Source organism: Nocardia sp. CDC159 (genome assembly GCF_023740735.1).
GTDB classification, from domain to species: Bacteria; Actinomycetota; Actinomycetes; order Mycobacteriales; family Mycobacteriaceae; genus Nocardia; species Nocardia pulmonis.
In genome coordinates, this window is sequence record NZ_JAMRXH010000017.1 from 137021 (window position 1) to 156114 (window position 19094).

At 67.7% G+C, this 19094-nt stretch carries 15 protein-coding genes, 1 tRNA gene and 1 pseudogene; 11 read left to right on the plus strand and 6 right to left on the minus strand.

Going from position 1 to position 19094, the window contains the following annotated elements:
- Window positions 1–12: 12 nt before the first annotated feature.
- Window positions 13–906: an RNA polymerase sigma-70 factor gene (locus NDR87_RS29895; protein WP_251916921.1), complete on the minus strand. Its 894-nt coding sequence runs from the start codon at window positions 904–906 to the stop codon at window positions 13–15.
- On the opposite strand from NDR87_RS29895, the gene NDR87_RS29900 reads away from it, so the two are divergent.
- On the plus strand, window positions 905–4201 hold the full coding sequence (locus tag NDR87_RS29900) for an AAA family ATPase (RefSeq protein WP_251916920.1): 3297 nt from the start codon (window positions 905–907) through the stop codon (window positions 4199–4201). The genes NDR87_RS29895 and NDR87_RS29900 overlap by 2 nt on opposite strands.
- Window positions 4202–4261: 60 nt before the next feature.
- Window positions 4262–4909 (plus strand): MBL fold metallo-hydrolase, encoded by a 648-nt coding sequence (locus tag NDR87_RS29905; RefSeq protein ID WP_251916918.1) that lies wholly within the window; start codon window positions 4262–4264, stop codon window positions 4907–4909.
- A 34-nt stretch (window positions 4910–4943) separates the two neighbouring features.
- On the opposite strand, the gene NDR87_RS29910 is transcribed toward NDR87_RS29905, so the two are convergent.
- The gene (locus NDR87_RS29910) at window positions 4944–6407 is read right to left on the minus strand and encodes an NAD(P)/FAD-dependent oxidoreductase (RefSeq protein WP_251916916.1); all 1464 of its coding nucleotides are present in this window, start codon (window positions 6405–6407) and stop codon (window positions 4944–4946) included.
- Window positions 6408–6577: 170 nt separating this feature from the next.
- On the opposite strand from NDR87_RS29910, the gene NDR87_RS29915 reads away from it, so the two are divergent.
- Both NDR87_RS29915 and NDR87_RS29920 read left to right on the plus strand, forming a co-directional pair.
- A complete protein-coding gene (locus NDR87_RS29915; RefSeq protein WP_251916914.1) occupies window positions 6578–7891 on the plus strand; it encodes an alpha/beta hydrolase in 1314 nt (437 codons plus the stop codon).
- Window positions 7892–7949: 58 nt separating this feature from the next.
- A tRNA-Gln gene (locus NDR87_RS29920) sits at window positions 7950–8022 on the plus strand.
- A 20-nt stretch (window positions 8023–8042) separates the two neighbouring features.
- On the opposite strand, the gene NDR87_RS29925 is transcribed toward NDR87_RS29920, so the two are convergent.
- Window positions 8043–8513: a hypothetical protein gene (locus NDR87_RS29925; RefSeq protein WP_251916912.1), complete on the minus strand. Its 471-nt coding sequence runs from the start codon at window positions 8511–8513 to the stop codon at window positions 8043–8045.
- A gap of 467 nt (window positions 8514–8980) precedes the next feature.
- On the opposite strand from NDR87_RS29925, the gene NDR87_RS29930 reads away from it, so the two are divergent.
- A complete protein-coding gene (locus NDR87_RS29930; RefSeq protein ID WP_251916910.1) occupies window positions 8981–10036 on the plus strand; it encodes an AraC family transcriptional regulator in 1056 nt (351 codons plus the stop codon).
- A 236-nt stretch (window positions 10037–10272) separates the two neighbouring features.
- Here the strand turns inward: NDR87_RS29930 and NDR87_RS37940 are convergent, their stop codons facing one another.
- Both NDR87_RS37940 and NDR87_RS29940 read right to left on the minus strand, forming a co-directional pair.
- On the minus strand, window positions 10273–11088 hold the full coding sequence (locus NDR87_RS37940; RefSeq protein ID WP_251917100.1) for a carboxypeptidase-like regulatory domain-containing protein: 816 nt from the start codon (window positions 11086–11088) through the stop codon (window positions 10273–10275).
- Window positions 11089–11223: 135 nt separating this feature from the next.
- Window positions 11224–13536 (minus strand): annotated as a pseudogene (locus NDR87_RS29940) (MMPL family transporter); the annotation flags it as partial.
- A gap of 940 nt (window positions 13537–14476) precedes the next feature.
- Between NDR87_RS29940 and NDR87_RS29945 the strand changes: the two are divergent.
- The 4 genes from NDR87_RS29945 to NDR87_RS29960 are packed head-to-tail and all read left to right on the plus strand — an operon-like array spanning window position 14477 to window position 16938.
- Window positions 14477–14773, plus strand: coding sequence for a hypothetical protein (locus NDR87_RS29945; RefSeq protein WP_251916908.1), 297 nt, complete (start codon window positions 14477–14479; stop codon window positions 14771–14773).
- Window positions 14774–14811: 38 nt separating this feature from the next.
- Window positions 14812–16092 (plus strand): hypothetical protein, encoded by a 1281-nt coding sequence (locus tag NDR87_RS29950; protein ID WP_251916906.1) that lies wholly within the window; start codon window positions 14812–14814, stop codon window positions 16090–16092.
- A complete protein-coding gene (locus NDR87_RS29955; RefSeq protein ID WP_251916904.1) occupies window positions 16089–16583 on the plus strand; it encodes a hypothetical protein in 495 nt (164 codons plus the stop codon). Before NDR87_RS29950 ends, NDR87_RS29955 begins: the two co-directional genes overlap by 4 nt.
- 1 nt (window position 16584) lies before the next feature.
- The gene (locus tag NDR87_RS29960) at window positions 16585–16938 is read left to right on the plus strand and encodes a YbaB/EbfC family nucleoid-associated protein (RefSeq protein ID WP_251916902.1); all 354 of its coding nucleotides are present in this window, start codon (window positions 16585–16587) and stop codon (window positions 16936–16938) included.
- A gap of 48 nt (window positions 16939–16986) precedes the next feature.
- Here the strand turns inward: NDR87_RS29960 and NDR87_RS29965 are convergent, their stop codons facing one another.
- On the minus strand, window positions 16987–17547 hold the full coding sequence (locus tag NDR87_RS29965) for a hypothetical protein (protein ID WP_251916900.1): 561 nt from the start codon (window positions 17545–17547) through the stop codon (window positions 16987–16989).
- 342 nt (window positions 17548–17889) lie between these two features.
- On the opposite strand from NDR87_RS29965, the gene NDR87_RS29970 reads away from it, so the two are divergent.
- Window positions 17890–18495, plus strand: a complete 606-nt coding sequence (locus tag NDR87_RS29970) for a dihydrofolate reductase family protein (RefSeq protein WP_251916898.1) — start codon at window positions 17890–17892, stop codon at window positions 18493–18495.
- 289 nt (window positions 18496–18784) lie between these two features.
- On the plus strand, window positions 18785–19081 hold the full coding sequence (locus tag NDR87_RS29975) for a DUF222 domain-containing protein (RefSeq protein WP_251916896.1): 297 nt from the start codon (window positions 18785–18787) through the stop codon (window positions 19079–19081).
- Window positions 19082–19094: the final 13 nt, after the last annotated feature.

Consider the following 19094-nt stretch of genomic DNA (forward strand, 5'->3'; position numbering starts at 1 on the left):
AGCGCCCTCGGTTCACCGGGTCAGGACGGTTGCCTGATCCATGTGCGAGAGCTTTTCGGGATTGCGGACCGCGTAGATGCCGGTGACGAGCCCCTCGTCGATGCGCAGGGCCATGACCGTGTCGAGTTCGCCGTCGAGCCGCAGGACCAGGGCGGGGTGGCCGTTGACCTCGGTGGGCTCCAGCAGGGCGGCGACGGCCACGCTGTTGCTGCTGAGCAGCAGCCGCGCCACCTTGTCCGCGCCCGTGATCGGATTCAGCACCGCCTGCTTGATGCCGCCGCCGTCGCCGATCAGGACGACATCCGGCGCGAGCCGGTCGAGCAACTCGCGCATATCGCCGGTGGCGATCGCCCGCTGGAACGCCAGGAGCGCGTCGCGGGTCTCGGCGGCGGAGACCGTTCCGCGCGGTCGGCGCGCGGCGATGTGTGCCCGGGCGCGATGGGCGATCTGGCGAACCGCGGCCGGGCTCTTGTCGACCGCCGCGGCGATCTCGTCGTAGGCCAGGTCGAAGACCTCGCGCAGCACGAACACCGCCCGCTCGGTCGGAGCCAGCGTCTCCAGGACCAGCAGCATCGCCATCGATACGTGCTCGGCGAGTTCGATGTCCTCGGCGACATCGGGCGCGGTGAGCAACGGTTCGGGCAGCCACTGCCCGACATAGGACTCCTTGCGGCGGCCGAGCGCGCGCAGCCGGTCCAGCGCCTGGCGGGTGGTGATCCGCACCAAATAGGCCCGCTGATCCTGAACCGTGCCGAGGTCGACCCCCGCCCACCGCAACCAGGTCTCCTGCAGCACATCCTCGGCGTCGGCGGCCGAGCCGAGCATTTCGTAGGCGACGGTGAACAGCAGGTTGCGATGGGCGACGAAGGCCTCGGTGGCGGGGTCCGGGCGGCGGTCCTCGGGCATGACCGTGTTCCTGTCTCTTCGATCTCGACGGCGTCGTCCACGAGACGCCGCCTCCTCGCATTCTGTGACATCCGGGCGCTGTGACGGCCGTGACCCGGTTCGACCGTGCCGCCCGCACCCAAGAAGAAGCCCCGGCAGCCGGTACGGTGGGATTCGATATGGCCACCATCGAACAGCGACGTTGGGGGCGAGGGGCGTGGGGTTGATAGGGCGGGGGAGGGCGGCCGGGTGGCTGCGGGAGGTGTTGGGGCGCACTGTTTCCAGTCACGGTGGGGTGGTGTTGGTGTGTGGGGAGGCGGGGATCGGGAAGACCGCGCTGGTCGGTGAGGTGGTGGGGGAGGTGGGGGAGCGAGCGTTGGTGTTGGCGGCTACCGCGTGGAACGGGGAGGGAGCGCCGGGGTTCTGGCCGTGGGTGCAGGTGTTGCGCGGGTTGCGGCGGGCCGCGGGGCCGGGGCGGTGGGCCTCGCTGGATCGGGTGGCGGGGAGTGCGTTGTCGATGTTGATCGGGGAGACGCCGGTGGGGGCGGATGGGTCGACGCTGTTTCGGGTGGGAGATGCGATCACAGAGGCACTCGTCGCCGCCTGTGCCGTGCGGCCGGTGATCGTGGTGATCGATGATCTGCATCGGGCCGATGTGGCCTCGGTGCATTTGCTGAGTTTCGTGGCGCGCCATACCTGGTTCGAGCGGCTCGCCGTCGTGGCCGCGGTGCGCGACGACGAGATCGCCGAACCCGGACACCCGTTGCGGGAGGCGTTCGAGGAGTTGCGATCCGCGGCGCGCAGCCTGGAGCTGTCCGCGCTGTCGGCGGCGGAGATCGGCGAATTGGCCGCGGCGGCAACGGGTCGGCCGATCTCTGCGGACGAGGCGGCCACCCTGCACGCGCTGACCGGCGGTAATCCCTTCGCCGCCGAACAGGCCGCCCGGCTGTGGCATGCGGACGACGCGCTCGGCACCCTGAATCCCGGTGTCCGCCAGATTCTCTCGGCGCGCCTGGCGCTGCTGCCCGAGCCCGTCGTGGATCTGCTCACCACGGCCGCGCTGCTGGGTAACGAATTCCACGGTACGGTCCTCGATTCCGTCGCCGCCGCCATCGGACAGCACCGCGACAGCACCTCCGCGGCGCTGACCATGGCGATCCGTGCCCGGCTGGTGACAGCCGAATTCGCCGACCGCTATCGCTTCGTCCACGACCTCATCCGCGAGGCACTGGCCGACCGCCTCGGACCCGACGAGGCGCGAAAACGCCGCGCCGCCATCGTGTCCGCGCTCGTCTGCTCCGGCGCGGCCGCGGCCGAGATCGCCGAGCACGCCTACCTGGCCGCCGACGCCCTCGCCGCGGACGAACGGCTCCGCCTGCTGCTCGACGCCGCGCGCGATGCGTGCGGTCGGCTGGCGGCGGGCGAGGCGGCCCGGCACTACCGCCGGGCGGCGCAGCTCCTCGACACCGACGACGACCGATCCGGCGAGGTGCTGCTCGCCCTGGCCGACGCCCTGACCGATGCCGGTGATCTCACCGAGGCTCGAGGGGTCTTCGAAACGGTGCTCGACCACGCCACCCGGTTCGACCGCCCGGAACTGTTCGCCCGCGCGGCGCTGGGCCTGCACGAACTCGGCATGCCCGATCCGGAATTCGATGCCGACCGCGAGATCGCCCTGCTGGACACCGCGCACCAGCGCCTGACCGCGACCCGCCCGGAGACCGACCCGCTGGCGGTGCGGTTGCTGGCCGCGTCGCTGCGGGCCCGCATGCACACCGGGCGCACGCGGGCCGAGCGGAATATCGACGGCGACACCGTGTTGCGGCTGGCCCGGCGCTCCGGGGACGACGCCGCGCTGGTGGCGGGCCTGCTGGCGCGCCACGACGCGATCTGGCGGCCCGGCACCGCCACGGATCGCCTGACCGTCGCCAACGAATTGGTGGCCCTGGGAAACCGGCTGCGCCGTGACGAGATTCGACTGCAGGGCATGCTGCTGCGCTCGGCCGCGTTGCTGGAGCTGAGCGATCCCCGGGTGCACGCCGAACTGGCCGCCCTCACCCTGGACGCCGACCGGTCCCGGCTGCCCCGCTTCCGCTTCGTGGCGCTGTCGCGCTCCGGGGCGCTGCACCTGCTCACCGGTCGCTTCGCCGAGGCCAGGGCGGATATCGATGGGGCGTACGCGCTCGGGGAACGGCTCGGCGAGGTCGACCGGGTGCCGCTGTGGCTCGAACAGCGCTGGGCGCTGGCGATACTGGCCGACGATCCGGACGGCGCGGCGGCCTTCGTCGACCGCTATTACACGATGGCGGGGGAGTACACCGCGGTGACCGATCTCGTCACCGCCGCGCTCCGCGCCGATATCGAACGCGTCCGGCTGCGCCTCGAGGACGTCCGGCGGCTGGATCGGACATACCCCTTGCACTTCCAGGCCGCGATCCTGGTGGCACTGACCCATGCGGCGCTCGTCCTCGACGACCCCGAGCTACGAGACGCGTTGCGGCACAGGCTTGCTCCCCTGCGCCCCTATTGGGCGGTCGTCGCCGGAGGCGGCGCGGCCTACGGACCGTACGCGTACTGGCTCGGCCGCCTCGCCGCCGCCGCGGGCGACCACCGCTCGGCCACGACCGAACTGCGAGCCGCCGCCGCCTCGGCTCGCCGACTCCGCGCGCTCCCCTGGGTGGCAGCGGCCGAACGCGAACTCCGCCTACTCGCCCACGGCGATCTCGAGCCGCCCGACCCCGACTCCAATTCCCCAGCAAACATCCAGGCGGAGAACATTTTTCGCCGCGAGGGTGCGGTGTGGACCCTCCGTTTCGCCGACCGCACCGCGCACCTGCCCGACGCCAAGGGGCTGCGCGACCTGCACCTGCTCCTGGCGAATCCCGGATACGACATCCCCAGCATCGAATTGATCGGCGTCCCAGGCGATCCCACCGCACGGGCCGCCGAATCGCTCGGGGCCGAACCCATGCTCGACGAACAGGCCAAGGCCGCCTACCGTCACCGACTGGCCACTCTGGACGCCGAAATCGACCGGGCCACCGCACTCGGCGCCGACGAGCGCGCCGTCCGGCTGGACCGCGAACGGGCGGCCCTGCTGGCGGAATTGCGCCGCGCCGCGGGTCTGGCCGGGCGCACCCGCACCCTCGGCGACGAGGCCGAGCGGGCCCGCAAGACCGTATCGGCGCGGGTTCGAGACACCCTGCGCCGCCTCGACCGCGAACATCCCGAACTGGCCGAACATCTGCGGGCCAGCGTCGCACTGGGCGTGGTCTGCGGTTATCACCCCCATCGCGAGGTGCGCTGGGCGCTGTGAGGCCCGGCATCTCGCGCCGCGAGAACCGATCTCGCGCCTTCGGTGTGAAAGGAGCACACCATGCAGCAGATCGCCCCCGAACTCTGGGAAACCGAAACCGAGAACCCGGCCCCCGGCCTGACCACCCACGCCTACCTGTGGACCGGCCCGCAGGGAAATGTGCTGTTCTACAACACCACCCTGGCCGCGGATCTGGATCGCATGGCCGAACTGGGCGGCGTCGCCCATCAATACCTGAGCCACCGCGACGAGATCACCTCCACCCTGGCCACCATTCGCGAGCGCTTCGGCGCGAAACTGCACATCCACAAGGCCGATGCCGACCAGGTCACCCAGACCACCGTCGACGATGCCTTCGACACCCGGCACACCCCCTTCCCGGGCCTCGAGGTGATCCCGGTTCCGGGCCACACCCCCGGCAGCGCGGTGTTCCTCGCCACGATCTCCGGCCGCCGCTACCTGTTCACCGGCGACACCATCATCCACGGCGGGAACGGCCAGTGGTGGGCGGGTTACCTGCCGGAATTCAGCGACCGCGACACCCTGCTCGCCTCCCTGAACGTGCTGGCGACCCTGACCCCGGACGTCATCGTCTCCAGCGCCTTCATCGGCGACTCCGGCGTCACCGAACTCGGTGACCGGCCCTGGGCGGAGTGTGTCGCTCAGGCCCGCGAGGCCCTCGAGAAGGGCGTGCAGCCCGAGTGGTGATCCGGTGCGGCCCAGCAGAAATCGGGCGTGTCGATCATCTGATGTGGTAATCGGCGGGATCCGGTGCGGTGAGCAGCCGGGTCAGGGTGCTGCGGTCGAAGGGCCACAGGTCGATCGTGCCGTTCTCGCTGAAATACCAGGAATGGCAGCCGGTGTTCCACACGGTCGGCCCGAGCGCATCGGCGACGGCGGTATTGAAGTCGTCCGTCGCCTGCTGGGTGACCTCGACCTCGTCGAATTCGTGGTTCCGGAACCGCTCGAGCCAGCCCACGATGTATCGCGCGGTGAGTTCGGCCGTGTACTGCTGAGAGATCGACCCCGTGGTGGGATTCGGTCCCAGGACCGTGAAGAGGTTGGGGAAGCCGGGGATCGCCGTCATCCGGTATGCGCGCGGACCTTTCGCCCATACGTCGTCGAGGGTCGTGCCGTCGCGTCCCGTGATCGACATCGGGCGCATGTAGTTGTGGGCGTGGAAGCCGGTGGCCAGTACGACCAGGTCGACGTCGTGGTGCTCGCCGGTGACGGTTCGCACACCGCGCGCGGTGAACGCATCGATGGGGTCGGTCACCAGTCGAGCGTTGGATGCGCTGATCGCCCGATAGTAGTTGCCGGACACCACCTGTCGTTTACACAGGGGCTGGTAGTCGGGAGTGAGCGCGGCGCGCAGCTTCGGATCACGAACCTGGATACGCAGGCTCGTGCGCGCATACCACTGCACCAGGCTGCGCCGCCAGGACGGCGTCGTCGTGATATCGGCGAGAATGTCCGACGCCCGCAGCAGACGCCGGTAGAGGAGGTCGTGCCAGGCGGGCCGGCGCCGGAGCACCGCGGTAAGGGCCGACCACTGGCGCGCGCCGATGGGCGCCCACAGGATCCATTGCGGTGAACGGGCGAAGTGGACGACGGTTTCCGCATCCGGCTGGAGCGCGGAGACCACCTGCACCCCGGTCGAACCCGCACCGATCACCGCGATCCGCCGACCGGCGGTGGGCAGGTCGTGATGCCATCGCGCGGTATGGACGATCGGGCCCTCGAAGGTGTCCATGCCGGGAATGTCGGGCACGAACGGATGGTGCAGGACGCCGGTCGCGCAGATGACGAAATCGGCCGCCATCTTCTCACCGTCGGCGGTGGTAACCGTCCAGCAGCTGCCGACTTCGTCGTAGTCCAGCGCGGTGACCTCGGTGTCGAGCCGTAGCCGCGCGTCGAGTCCGAACCGCTCGACGACGTCGCGGTGATAGCGCCGAATATCCTCGCCGCTGGCGAAGATATGGGTCCAGTCCGGCTTCGGCGCGAACGAGAACTGATAGATCTGCGCCGGAACATCGCAGGTGAGCCCCGGATAACGGTTCCAGTGCCAGACCCCGCCCACATCGGAACCCTTCTCCAGGACGGTGAGATTCGTGAATCCGGCCTGCTTGATCGTGTAGGCCGTGGCGATTCCGGCCACGCCCGCGCCGATGACGATGACACGGACATCGCGGTCCCCGGTGCTCATCGGACGGCCCCCATGTTCACGCACTGCTCCTGTCGATCTGTCGGTGCGCTGCGCATTGCTACCGCTGGTATCAGCGTGTCTGGTCGCACGGGCGATGTCGAGAGCTCGCATCGGATTCGGCGAGTTGTTCCTCGGCGTCTCCCGTGATGGATGCCGGGATAGGCTGGGGGATGGCCAGGATGCCGGGCGAGCGCCGATGGTGGCATCGCGGGCTGACCGCGCTCTCGGCGGTCGTGGCGGTGCTGCTCGGCTGGGTGGCGGCGGTGGCCGCATTCTTCGGTGCGGCGCTCGCGGTGGCGTGGATACCGGTGCTGTTGATCGCGGCGGCCGTTGCGGGCTTTGCGATTTCGTGGGGTCTCGCCCGGTTGCTCACGCGGCTGACGCATCCGCGACCGCGGCGAACGGCGACCGTCGTCGCGGCGGTGGGTGTCGCCGTACTGCTGATTCTGGCCTCGCTGACGGTCTTTCAGCCGCTACCCACCACGCCGGAGGCGCACCGACCGGCGCAGCCCGCTGCCCCGATGCGGTATTGGACGCTGGAAACGGGCTCGACCCTGGCGGTGATCGAGATCGCCGCGGTGGGGCCGAGACGCGGGAGCCCGATCGTGATCGTCGGGGGCGGTCCGGGGGAGGCCGATGTGGCGGATCGGGCGATGGTCGAATTCTTCGGTCGGCTGGCGACGCTCGGCCATGACGTGTACATCTACGACCAGATCGGGGCCGGGCTGTCCGAGCGGTTGGCGAATCCCGCGGAGTACACGGTCGCCCGGCATGTCGACGATCTCGAGGCGCTGCGGCGGCGCATCGGGGTCGAGCGCGTGGTGCTGCTGGGCTCGTCCTGGGGCGGCAGTCTGGTGGCGAGCTATATGGCCCGGCATCCGGGCCGGGTCGAACGGGCGCTCTTCACCTCGCCGGGGCCGATCGACTTCGCGCAGTGGCGTAGCGTCGGAACGAAATCACCCTCGCTGCGCCTGCCCCCACGTGAGCGCCAGCGCGCGGACGACATGCTGCCGGGCGCGCCGCGGTTCCTGCTCTGGTATCTCCTCGGCATGGTAAATCCCTCGGCCGCACGGAATCTCATATCCGACCGGGAGGCGGACGCCTACTTCACCAGCTATCTGCACCTCGTCGGCCCGGGCACCGTCTGCGATCGCACCCGTCTCCCGAACCAGAACGTCACCGGAAACGGCTTCTACGACAACGTTTTCACCGTGCTCGACGCCGACAGCGGCACGCAGTCCCACGTCCGCGACGCCCTCGCGCGCGATCCGACACCCGCGCTCATCCTCACCGGCGCCTGTGACTATCTCCCCTGGGAGATGGCGCGCCAATACGCGACCACCTTCCCCGACGCGACCCTCGTCTGCTTCCCCGACGCGGGCCACGTCATCCGGCTCGACCAGCCGACCCGATACTTCGACACGATCCGCGCCTTCCTGTTCGACCAACCCCTGGCGCCCTGGACGCATCCGCAGCGCTGCTGAGCGCGGGACACGAAATTGGGGTGCGCGACCATGCCGCCGACTCGTAGAGTCGCTGAATTGTCCCGTGGTGCAATGGGTAGCACGGCGGAGTTTGGTTCCGCAGGTTCCTGGTTCGAGTCCAGGCGGGACAGCGCGGTGCCGGATCCGCGTGTCATCGCTGCTGTCCGGCCTCGCGCCGTCGGGTCAGCAACCAGGTGGTCAGCCAGGTCGCCGTCAGGACCGTGACCAAGATTTGGGCCAGGGCACCCACTCCGAGCCCGATCCCGCGCCAGACGGCCGCGCTCGCGGGCTGCGGTGGGCCGCTCGGCCGACCGTCGGGCCCGAGCCACAGGGCGAGGTCGTCACCGAGTCGGGCGGTGGAATCGACCTCGGCGGTGGCCTTTCCGTGCCTGCCCTCGCGGTCCCAGCGCACGGTGGCCTCGTAGTGGCGGTGGTACGCGCCGTTGGCGTTGGACCACGTCACCGGTTTCGGGGCACTGGTAATCAGCGCTGACACTTGGGTTTTCGACGCGTTCTCGGCGCGGATCTCCCGTTGGGCCGTGTGGTAGCGAGCCGTGCCGAGCGCTGCGCACAGGGGGACGGCGGCGAGGACCGCCACGATTGCCAGGATGCGGATTCCCATGGCAGTAAATTTGCCATCGTTTACTTACTGCCAAAAGTGGCAGTCAAGACGATATTCGCAAATATGCTGCCAATGGATCGTGCCTCGGCGGCTCGCACCGTCCGGCCGGATGTTCGCGAGCAACTCTCAGCGCGGACGGCTTGTCCAGCTTCCAGCGCCACTGCTCGGCATAGCCCTTGGATCACCGGGGCACGTCGCTGCGCACCTCGTAGACCGACCTGAGCTCGCCGCCGGTCCGTGCGATCACGGACTCGACGGCAGCGGTCGGCCAGATCCGGCGAAAGATTCGTTCCGCGTCGTGTGCGCCGCGATTCCCCACCACCGCGACAACATAACGAGACCACGCCGGGGTGGGCCATCGAATTAGCGCCTGCCGACGCGATCGCGATCGCTTACCGGCGATGAGAGCTCCTGTGTCGCTTACGATTACTGGACGGCTGGCGCGCAGACAGTGAGGGGTGGGCGCGATGGTGGTGGTGCCGTGGTCGCAGGACCTGAGCTTGTCCTACGACGTCTGCCGGGCTTCCCTGGGCGAGGAGTATTCCGCGGTCGACCGGACCGATATCTGGTGCGGCATGGTCGGTTGTGGCCTGGGTACCACCACGACGCGGTTCGGCTCCCCGAGGGGGTTCTGGGGAAAAACCTGGACGCAGCGGGCTCTGGCCAGGTGGGACAGGGATCCCGATCAGCTTCAGCTGATCGAGTTCGCCTCCGGCGCCGTCACCTACGATCGCAGCGACAAAGCCGCCGCGTCGGACGGCGACGACAGCGCCGGGCTCTACATCGCGCTCAACGGGCGGATCCGGTTGCTCCAGTCCGACCATGCCGCGGAATTGGGTCCCGGCCACATGGGTGTCGTCCGTTATTGCCAGGGTGCGCGGGTGTCTTACGACGACGGCTTTCACGGCTACCTGCTCAGTATTCCCTCCTACGCACTGCCCCCTGCCCGTGATCCCCACGGCCGGTTGGGTTTACGGCCGCAGAACGCCGTCTTGCGAACGGTCCGGCTGCTCGCCGACAACCTCGCCGCCGAACGCCTGGAGTTGGAGGGGGCGGAGTTCATCGCGATCAGCAGAGCGCTTGTCGATCTCGTCGCGGGGGCGCTGGACGAGCGACGGGCGCCGCAGCTGGATGTGTACGCCAGAATCGCGGCGGACGCGTGTCGGCGCATCGACCTGTACAGCGACGACCCGCGGCTGTCGGTGCAGACCCTGGCCGACAGCCTCGGATGTTCACGACGCCAGCTCGAGATAGCGATGAAAACCGTCAGCGGGACGACGCCCGGTGAGCAACTGCGCGAAACCCGGCTGCGGCGGGCGTACGAGCGGCTCGCCGATCCGGACAACACCCAGGCGATCGTCGACGTCGCGACATCGTCCGGCTACAACTCCCTGAGCGGATTCAGGGCCTCCTTCGCCGCTCGGTTCGGCATCCAGCCCGGCGAGCTGAAACTCCAGGCTCGCTCGACCGACCAGGCACAGCCCCGACCGAAGCCCCACAGACGATCCCCCGGTTCGCACTAGCAGCGCTCCTCGCTCGCCTGCGCGCTCTGCTGCGCAAAAACGGCTACGCAAAACCGGTTCCGCCGAAAATGCCGCGTTGACTAGCCTTTCCGTGACGGAACCCGCTACCGCGGGAGTGTGGTTTCGTCGGGCAAGGGAGGGGACGGCTGCTGCGGCGCCGCCGCAGCAGCTGCCCCGCGAATCGCCTTCGGCCGGCTGCCGCGATCGGCCTGGTTTCCGACCCGGGTGCCAGTCGCTTATGACAGCTCCACGTGTTCGTCGACGTCGAAGCCCAGCCGTACGTCGTGGTCGACTCGGCTGCCGCTGACGGTCACCTGCGCGGTCACCAGTGGGTAACCGCGCGCCACGACGGTGTACTCGCCTTCGGGCAGATCGGCCACCGCGTAGCGGCCGTTCTCGTCGGTGTGGGCGGTAGCGACGGTCGCGCCGGACCAGTCGAGCACGGTGACTCGGGCATCGCGCACCGCTCGGCCGTCGGCGCGCACCGTTCCACACAATGTCGCCATGGGCGCCAACTCGACGTCGAAACGCGACGAGCCGCCGTCCGGCACGGTGAGTGTCGTTGCGGTGGGGCGCATTCGAGCGGCGACCGCCACCAACGTGTAGGTTCCGGCCGCCACGCCGTGGCAGGCGTACGCGCCGTCCGCCGCGGTCACCGCCACATCGACCACCTCCCCACGCAGGTCGGCCACGGTGACCGTGGCGCCGGCCACCGGTTCGCGCGCGGAGGTGCGCACCACGCCGGACAACTCGCCGGACCGCCGCAGCGTGACGTCGAAACGCTGTGCGCCGCCGTCCACGGCGGTGACATTCACCGCGGTCGGTTGATGCCCCTGCGCCGAGACGATGAGGACATAGCTTCCCGGCGCGGGCGGCTCGATGGTGTAGGCGCCGCCGTCGTCGCCGGTCGCCCGCGAAACCTGATGTCCGCCCTGGTCGATCAGTGTCAACGCCGCGGCCGCCACCGGGTGCCCGTCGTCACGGCGAACGCGGCCACCGATCGTCCGGCCACCCGCCGAGGTGACGGCAGGTCCGGCCGCCAGGCCCGACATCCGGTGCGTCCCACCGTTGTTCGTGGTCGCGGATGGGACGCCACTCGCTGCGGGACCCGAGATTCGCTCCCCGATACGCCCCGCGCTGGCCTGCGCCGAGAGCTCCAACACCGCAGACACGGAGTGCGCGGCGACGACCGGCTCGGGCTCGTCGTGATCGGACCGCGGCCGCCGTGACTGTCGCAGCTTCACGCCCTCGACGTCGATATTCGGCAGGATGCGGTCGAGCCACTTCGGCATCCACCAGGACCATTTGCCCATGATCACCAGCAGAGCCGGAACCAGCACCATGCGCACCACGAAGGCATCGATGGCGACACCGGCGGCCAGCGCGAAGCCCATGGACTTCGCGGTGGCGTCGGACTCCAGCAGGAAGGAGCCGAACACCGAGATCATGATGATCGCCGCCGAGGTGACCACACGGGCGCCGTGGTGATAGCCAAGGATCATGGCGTCCTTCGGCGACCTACCGTGCACGTATTCCTCGCGCATTCGGGTCACCAGGAACACCTGATAGTCCATGGCGAGACCGAACACCAACCCGATCAACATGATCGGCAGGAAGCTGACGATCGGCCGCGGATCGGAAATCAGCCCGAAAGTGCCTTCCTGGAAGATCAAGACGGTGGCGCCGAAGGTCGCCGCCATGGAGAGCAGAAAACCCACGGCCGCGGTGAGCGGAACAAGGATGGACCGGAATACCAGGATCAACAGTACGAAGGCCGCACCGGCCACGATCGCCAGATAGGGAACGATCTTGCCGAGCAGGACGTGGTCCATATCGGCGTAGATGGCGGTGGTACCGGTGATGCCGTATTCGATGCCGTACCGCTGGCTCAGTTCGCCCTCGGCGTCGCGGGCGTCGCGCACCAGGTCCTTGGTGACCTGATCGTTCGGCCCCGACTTCGGGACTCCGCTGAGAATGGCGCCGAGTCCGTTCGCACTGAACTGTGGCACGGTGACGTAATCCATCTCCGGGAACTCGGCGAGCCGGTCGCGCAGCGCGGTGACCGCGGTTTTGCGCTCATTCTCCGGCACCGTCTCGAGGTCGACGGCGACGGTCAGGATGCCGTTGCTGCCCTCGCCGAAGCCCGCCGTCCGGATGTCGTAGGCACGCCGGACGGTGGAGTCGACCGGGAAGCTGTCCGCGCCCGGCAGGCCCAACTGCAACTCGAGCGCGGGGGTGGCCAGTGTTGCCAGTGCGGCGACGGCGAATACCAGTGCGACCCATGGCCTTTTACCGATCCGGCGAGCCACCCGCATGCCGTTGGTGACGGAGGCGTCGTCCTCCGGATCGTGCCGGGCGACCAACGGCATCTTCGGCCTGAACAGCAAGCGGCCGAAGACGCCGAGCAGGGCGGGCATCACGGTGATGGCGGTGAGGACGGCGAAGAAGGCCGCAATGGCGCCACCGAGACCCATGAAGGTCAGGAAGTTCACTCCGACGACGCTCAGCGCACTCAGGGCGACGATCACGGTGAGACCGGCGAACACCACCGCGGATCCGGCGGTGCCGACCGCGACGCCAGCGGCTTCTTCGGGACTTCCCGCTACGCGCAGTTCGTGCTTGTAGCGGGACACGATGAACAGGGCGTAATCGATGGACAGCGCGATACCGATCATCGATGCCAGGAACGTCGTGAAGCTCGGCACCTCGATGACCGAGGTGCTCAGCGAAATCACCAGCATGGCGGCGCCCAGGCCGACGATGGCGGTGATGATCGGCACGAAGGCCGCCACGATGGCGCCGAAGGCGATCACCATGACGACCAGTGCCACGCCCATGCCGATCATCTCGGCTCGGCCGCTCGGCTGCTCCTGCTCGTGCGCGATGGCCCCACCCAACTCGACGGTCAATCCCCGCTCGCGGGCGGCGACGGCCACGTCATGGGCGGCGTGCCGCGCTTCGTCGCTGATCTCCATCGGCGAGGCGATGTCGAACGGCACCGAAAGCACGGCGACGGTGGCCGGAGCGTCCTTGTTCAACACATTGAGCGGGGCGCCGGAGCACACGGTCGGGTCGGCTGTGGTCAGACAGCCCATCGCCTTGGTGGCGTCGACGGGGTTCTTCAATGCCGCGGCGTCCCTGTCGGTGACGAGCCGACGCTTGCCGCCTTCGACCGACAGCGCCTTCAGGTCTGCGATCAGCGCGTCGATGGCGGCGCTGTTCTTCTTGTCGGTCAGCTTCGTACCCTCGGGTGCCTTGATGACATAGGCACCGCTGACGGCGTGGATACCGAACTGTTCGGACATGCCGGGGAACTGCCTGTCCAGTATCTCGGTGGCGCGTTCCGACGGCAGCGACGGCATGCTGAACTCGTCACTCATCGGCTTACTCAGCAAACCGCCCGCGGTGCCGAGCACTCCGAGGAAGACGAACCACACCGGCAGAACCATCCATTTGCGGCGGAAGGCGAACTTCCCCCACCGATAGAGGTATGCGGACACGAACGGGCTCCTAGAGGTAACCGGGTTGTGCTGGTTTCAGGGCCCGCGTACAGAACCCTCGCGGCCCGCCTTGCCTGCGAACGGCTGCCCCGACGCCCTCCGTCTACCTTCCGCACGGTAGGGCGGCGGGTAGATGGATCGCTACAAGCGGAGGAGCAACCTCTGGGGTCGAGAGCTTACCGCACACCCTAATTCGGCATTTGGGTGTGCTGGGAAGTGTTGCCCGGCAAGTGATCCGAGCAGCCGACCAATGCCCGATTAGCGGCAATCGCGAATGTTCGGGTGGATCGGAAGAATTGGGACCGCGGGGCGCTTCGCTGCCGATGCCCGCTATCGGCTAGGGGACGGTAATGCGGGCCGGGGCCTTGGGCCCAGGCCTCCGGTCCGCATTCCTTGCTACTACGTTAAAGCGCGGCGATGATTGCGCCCAGCGCAATGCCAACGAAGCCGACGACCGAAGCGACGGCGAGACCGAGGAGACTTCCAACACCGGGGAGAAGCATGGTTCTTCTTCCTTTCTGTCGTTTGTTCCTGGCATTCGCGTACGCGCGATGCGAATGGGTGGAGCGTGATGCGGGCAAGAAGCCCCATCTGCAGGGTGGTGCGAGTCTGCAGGTCATACGTATGAGGTCTTGCCTGCTCGATCGACGTCGACACCGGCAGCGTACCCCCGTCGATCGACTCGAAAACATCTCGAGTGCAAGACTTTTGAGCAATCTACTGGCTACCGCAGCTGTGTCGAACCATCATTTGTGTGCGTGCCTCGACAGCGGACAACGGCGTAGTGCCAACCGCCGGAGCCTCACGATGGGGTGGCAAAGATGTTGGCGCGCAGGGAGTATCACCGCGGACAGGAGACCGCAGTTTCAGGGGCTGCCGGATCCCGAGAGTGGTGGCTTGAATTGTGGGATCCGGCACACTCTGGTGTGGAGAGAGATTCATGAGTGAGATAGTGCAGGCCGACTCCGATGCGCTGCGCGGGCTGGGGAAGGCCTTGGCGGGGCATGCGGATGCCATCGACGGGTTGAAGGTCGAGCCCGACGTCACGATGCCGGGCTCGCCGGTTCACGGCGCCGTCGACGAGGTCGGCAAGGCGGCGCAGGCGGCATTTCGCGCCCTGGGCAAGAACATTCGCCAGATGTCCCAGGCGACGCAATCGGGCGCGAAGGAATACGACGACTTCGAGCGGGCTTTCGTCGGCCACTTCCGGCGCTTGCAGAGTGAGAAGCCGTCGTGACGTCGGTCGGTCATGTTCGCGGGTGTGCCCCATCGACAATGGTGAGCTTCGCTTCCCAACTGCTCGGCCAGAGCAAGAACTTCGCCGGACGTGTCTCGCAGATGGGCCGCGACGTCGACAAGGTCGCGCAGGGCTGGCGCGGGAAGGGCGCGACGGCCGCGTCGGCGCGCGCCCTGGGTGAGCGCATGTCGGCCACCAATATCGACGAGGTCGTGGTCGCCGTCGCGGGCTATCTCAACCTGTACGGCAAACAGTTGGACCAGACGAGAACCACGCTGTTGAACATCGTCGACAAGGAGGCGGCGGGGGCCGGTATGAAGGTCGCCGACGACGGCTCCGTCACGCCGGCCACCTTCCCCAATTGCGGGCAGAATCCGCTCGTTTGCCGCGTCATGCAGCAGCGGCTCAACGAGCAGGCCGCCTTCGTCGAGGCCCGGATCAAGGAGCAGTTGAAGAACTTCGCCAATGGCGAGAAGCAGGCCGCGACGATGCTGAAGCAGGGGGTGAAATTCCTGCGCGTGCTGGAGAAGGCGCCGACGACGCCGATGCGGTCGAAGGATGGCCGCTATGCGCTCGGTATGCCGGAGCGGCCGGGTATTCCGCATGACGATACGTTTCCGTACAACACGAAGGACGCCAATTTCGGCGACTACCTGAGCATGTTGAAGTGGCAGGCGAAGTTGTCGGGTGCCGAGGCATTCACCGGGCTCGACGACGCGACCATGATGTATCGCCACTACTGGGAGAACAATGGCAAACCCATGGAGTTCGACCTCAGCGAGGCGTACCGCGAGGATTCGGTCATCAAGAATGCTATCGACCAGGAGATCGGTAGGGCGATCGCCGCGGCCGACCAGTTCGCGCAGGCCGGAAACAAGAATTTCCAGATGACCGGCGCCCGGACCGACGTCGATAAGAATCCGGCGACCGAGAACTGGCAGAAGACCATTGGCAGACACCACCAATGGAGTTACTCCAACGTTCGGGTCGAGGGTAACCGGGTCGTCATGGACGTCACCGTCGAGGCCAGGGACTACTACAACTTCAACAAGGGGGAGAACGATATCGCGACCGGAATATCCGATAAGCAGAATGGGCGATTCGCCGAGATCGGGTGGGCCAAGCCGTTCGAATCGCACGGCAGTTTGAAAAGGACCGTGTCCTGGGAGATGGGCCATCCCCCGGCGGCTGGGAGCGGCGACACCTCGGACCCGCAACGGAATCAGGGCCGGGAGGATCGAACGGACAACAGACATTCGGGTGACGGCAAGCGAGCCCCGGACAACGATCGGGACACCGGCCGGGTGGGGTACAAGTGAGGCCGCTGACCCGAGTGTGCGGCGCACTGCTGGCCCAGGCCGCCGTGCTCGCGACCCTCGGCTGCAACGTTCTCACACTCGATCCGGAACGACACGGCGAATCGAGCCCAGCGGCCGGTGCCGTCCGCCACGACCCCGAACCCTTGATGAAGAACTTCCCGCTCATCGGCAGGCCGGTAGCCGTCTCGTGGGTCACCTGGGACAACTCTTCCGGCAGGGCTCCGGGGCCCAGCACCTACTGGCTCGACGCGATAGTCGAGCTCGAGCCGGAGACGGCGGCCGCCCTGCGAAGTCGTTACACGCCAACGGAACCCGCGGATCCGCCCGCGCTCCACGACGCCCTGCGATCCGCCGTGCCCAGCGGCCCATACCTGTCCGGGGCCGAATTCGACGCCGTGCTCGGCGGTTCCGAGCAATGGGACGGCAGCGCGACCGGATATCTGCATCGCGACCGGCCGATTTTGGTATTCCAGGCCTCGGCGGGGGGATGAGGTGGCAAGCCAATACGACGAGCTGGGTTTGAAGGTCCAGCGCGCCCAGTACGAGCTGGAGCAGATCCGCGGGAGCGGCACCGTCGACGGCGTGACCGTGGAGGTCGACGCCGAGAACCGCCTGATCTCCGTCGATGTCCCCGGCGGCGAAACGATCGTCGCCGCATACCGAGCCGCCCTGCGGGATATCGAGCCCAAGGTGGCCGAGGCGACCCGAGAGCTTTTCGCCGACCCCCAGGTGCAGTCCGCACGAGTTTTCGCCGAGGCGAATTCCGCGCGACTGGAGGCGGAGCGACGAGCGCAGCAGCAGTCCGAGGACGCGAGCGGCGGCTCGTATCTCAAGAACAGCTGGTGAGCTGGCTTGCGGCAGTAGGGTGCATCCGCGAGTGACCTCGCGAGTCGATCATTGCTCGAGGCGGGTGGGGGATGGGGTGTGCTGGGTAGCCCAGCCGGGAAATGGGTTCGAGGAGCATCCCAAAGTGATCCCGGTGTGGTCCAAGGTTCGGACCGCGTCGAGTGTGTAGCCGTCGGGGAGGGCCGCCTCGAGGGTGGAGTCGCCCACCTCGTTCGTCCCCGCGGTGACTCGCCAGCCGAAGTGGTTCCAGATGTCGGCGACGTCGGCGAAGGCGGCGTCCTGGGGTCCCGTGGGGTAGCCCAGCAACCAGAAGTCGAGCCAGTATCTGCGGGGTACCGGGAAGGCGCCGCCGTCACTGCTGCCGAGCCAGCCCACCGGCGGTACCTGGGCCGTCCTTCTCGGCGACTTCGGCTTGTCTGGATTCTCGATGTCCAGATGGGTGCCTGCGGGCATCGCGCGAATCGTACGCAGCAGAAAGTCGATACAGGCGTCCTGCGCTTGCTGGGCGGTGGCTGCTGGTGCGGCCTGGGCGGGAGCCGACAGCGTTGAGGGTGTCGCAAGTGCGATGGATCCGCTGAGCAGGGCTATGGCTAGCTTCTTCGTGGGCATGGATGTCACTCCTGATCGCCGTAGCTGTCTAGTAGCTAAAGGATAGCATCAATTGGTAATTTGGATTTTCAGTTTCCCTTACGCGGGGCGGGCTGGGCGCGTGGACTGCCGGGGAGTGACGGCCCGCTGTCCCTTCAGCGCTGCACGATTCGGCCCCCGGATCGGCACGGTCAGCGTCTCGACGTCTCTTCGGTCAACAGCGCTTGCCACGTTGGCTCCCACTCCTCGGGCGAGACGATCGGCCGCCGCGTCATGGGTTTGCTCGTTATCCCACGGCGCGGCCGATGAGTTTGTGGCTTCCGGCCGGTCGAAGCTCGTGACCCCTTTGGAAAGGACAGTGCCATGTCGGAGCTTCTCGTCGACTTCATCACCTCTCTCGACGGCTACGCATCGGGAGAGGGATGGCCCGGGTTCTGGGGCCTCGAGGGCCCGGAGTACCTCGCTTGGCTCGGCGAGCAGCCCGAGGCCACCTACCTGATGGGAGCGAACACCTACCGCCTGATGTCGGGCTTCGCCGCCGGCGAGGTCCCGAGTGGCCAAGACGAGTTCAGGCCCGAAGAAGAGGCGTCCGTCGACGAGCTGACGCAAGCGTCCAAGGTGGTGTTCTCCTCCTCACTCGAGGAGCCACTGACGTGGGCCAACTCCACGCTCGTCCGCGACGACGCCGTCGAGGCGGTCCGCGCCATGAAATCGAGTGGCTCGGGGCTCCTCAGCACGATCGGCAGCCTGAGCCTGTGCCGGTCCCTGCTGCGAGCCGGACTCGTCGACCGCTTCCGGGTCGTGATGTTCCCGGTGATCACCGGTGCCACGGGCGCAGAACGCATCTATGACGGCTATCCCGACGTCGCCCTCGAGATGATCGAGCACCGCACCTTCGACGGCCGCATCCAGCTGGTCGAGTACAAGCCCCGCGTGCTCGAGCACCCGCCGCTCGGCGCCCCTGCGTGACGTCGTCCGTCCCCCGGTCCGGACAGCCGCCAGGCATGGCACCCCACTCTCCGTAGTGGCCGCCGGGCGGGCGGTGCTCGCCGCGAGATCGGCTGCGGCGCTGAACGTCCGGTATGGCCTGCGGTTTCAGGCGGTCGTCGCAACGCGTCGTCGAGTGCTTCTGATGGTGGCTTGTCCGACACTCTTTCGCGGTGCGGCCCGAACACGGTGTACCCAACTCGACCGATTATCGAACATAGGTTCGATATGGTGCGGTAAGCTGCTTCGGGTGAACACACATTCGACTGCAGTGGCACCGGATGCTCCGGCACGGAGATGGTCGGAACTGGCCGATGTCGATTTGTTGCGCACCCTCGTCGAAATCGAACGCCGTCGGCGTCGACTGGGTGCGGCCATGGTCGCGGCCGTCGCCGAGGCGGAGCGCCGTGGTCTCGCCGCCGACACCGGCTACCGCGACACAGCGGAGCTATTGAGCGATTTGCTGCGGATCAGTACCTCCGAGGCGCGTCGGCGGATCGAATACGCCGCGCCGCAGGCCCGCTCGCGTTCCCGAAAGGCGTGGAGGGCGCTGACGGCGGCAGGCTGAGGCCGAGCCTGGG

Bases quoted from the DNA above. Each gene is read 5' to 3' on its own strand.
- NDR87_RS29900 (WP_251916920.1), top strand. From the start codon at position 905: ATGACCGTGTTCCTGTCTCTTCGATCTCGACGGCGTCGTCCACGAGAC.
- NDR87_RS29895 (WP_251916921.1), bottom strand. From the start codon at position 906: ATGCCCGAGGACCGCCGCCCGGACCCCGCCACCGAGGCCTTCGTCGCC.
- NDR87_RS29905 (WP_251916918.1), top strand. From the start codon at position 4,262: ATGCAGCAGATCGCCCCCGAACTCTGGGAAACCGAAACCGAGAACCCG.
- NDR87_RS29910 (WP_251916916.1), bottom strand. From the start codon at position 6,407: ATGAGCACCGGGGACCGCGATGTCCGTGTCATCGTCATCGGCGCGGGC.
- NDR87_RS29915 (WP_251916914.1), top strand. From the start codon at position 6,578: ATGGCCAGGATGCCGGGCGAGCGCCGATGGTGGCATCGCGGGCTGACC.
- NDR87_RS29925 (WP_251916912.1), bottom strand. From the start codon at position 8,513: ATGGGAATCCGCATCCTGGCAATCGTGGCGGTCCTCGCCGCCGTCCCC.
- NDR87_RS29930 (WP_251916910.1), top strand. From the start codon at position 8,981: ATGGTGGTGGTGCCGTGGTCGCAGGACCTGAGCTTGTCCTACGACGTC.
- NDR87_RS37940 (WP_251917100.1), bottom strand. From the start codon at position 11,088: ATGTCGGGCCTGGCGGCCGGACCTGCCGTCACCTCGGCGGGTGGCCGG.
- NDR87_RS29945 (WP_251916908.1), top strand. From the start codon at position 14,477: ATGAGTGAGATAGTGCAGGCCGACTCCGATGCGCTGCGCGGGCTGGGG.
- NDR87_RS29950 (WP_251916906.1), top strand. From the start codon at position 14,812: ATGGTGAGCTTCGCTTCCCAACTGCTCGGCCAGAGCAAGAACTTCGCC.
- NDR87_RS29965 (WP_251916900.1), bottom strand. From the start codon at position 17,547: ATGCCCACGAAGAAGCTAGCCATAGCCCTGCTCAGCGGATCCATCGCA.
- NDR87_RS29970 (WP_251916898.1), top strand. From the start codon at position 17,890: ATGTCGGAGCTTCTCGTCGACTTCATCACCTCTCTCGACGGCTACGCA.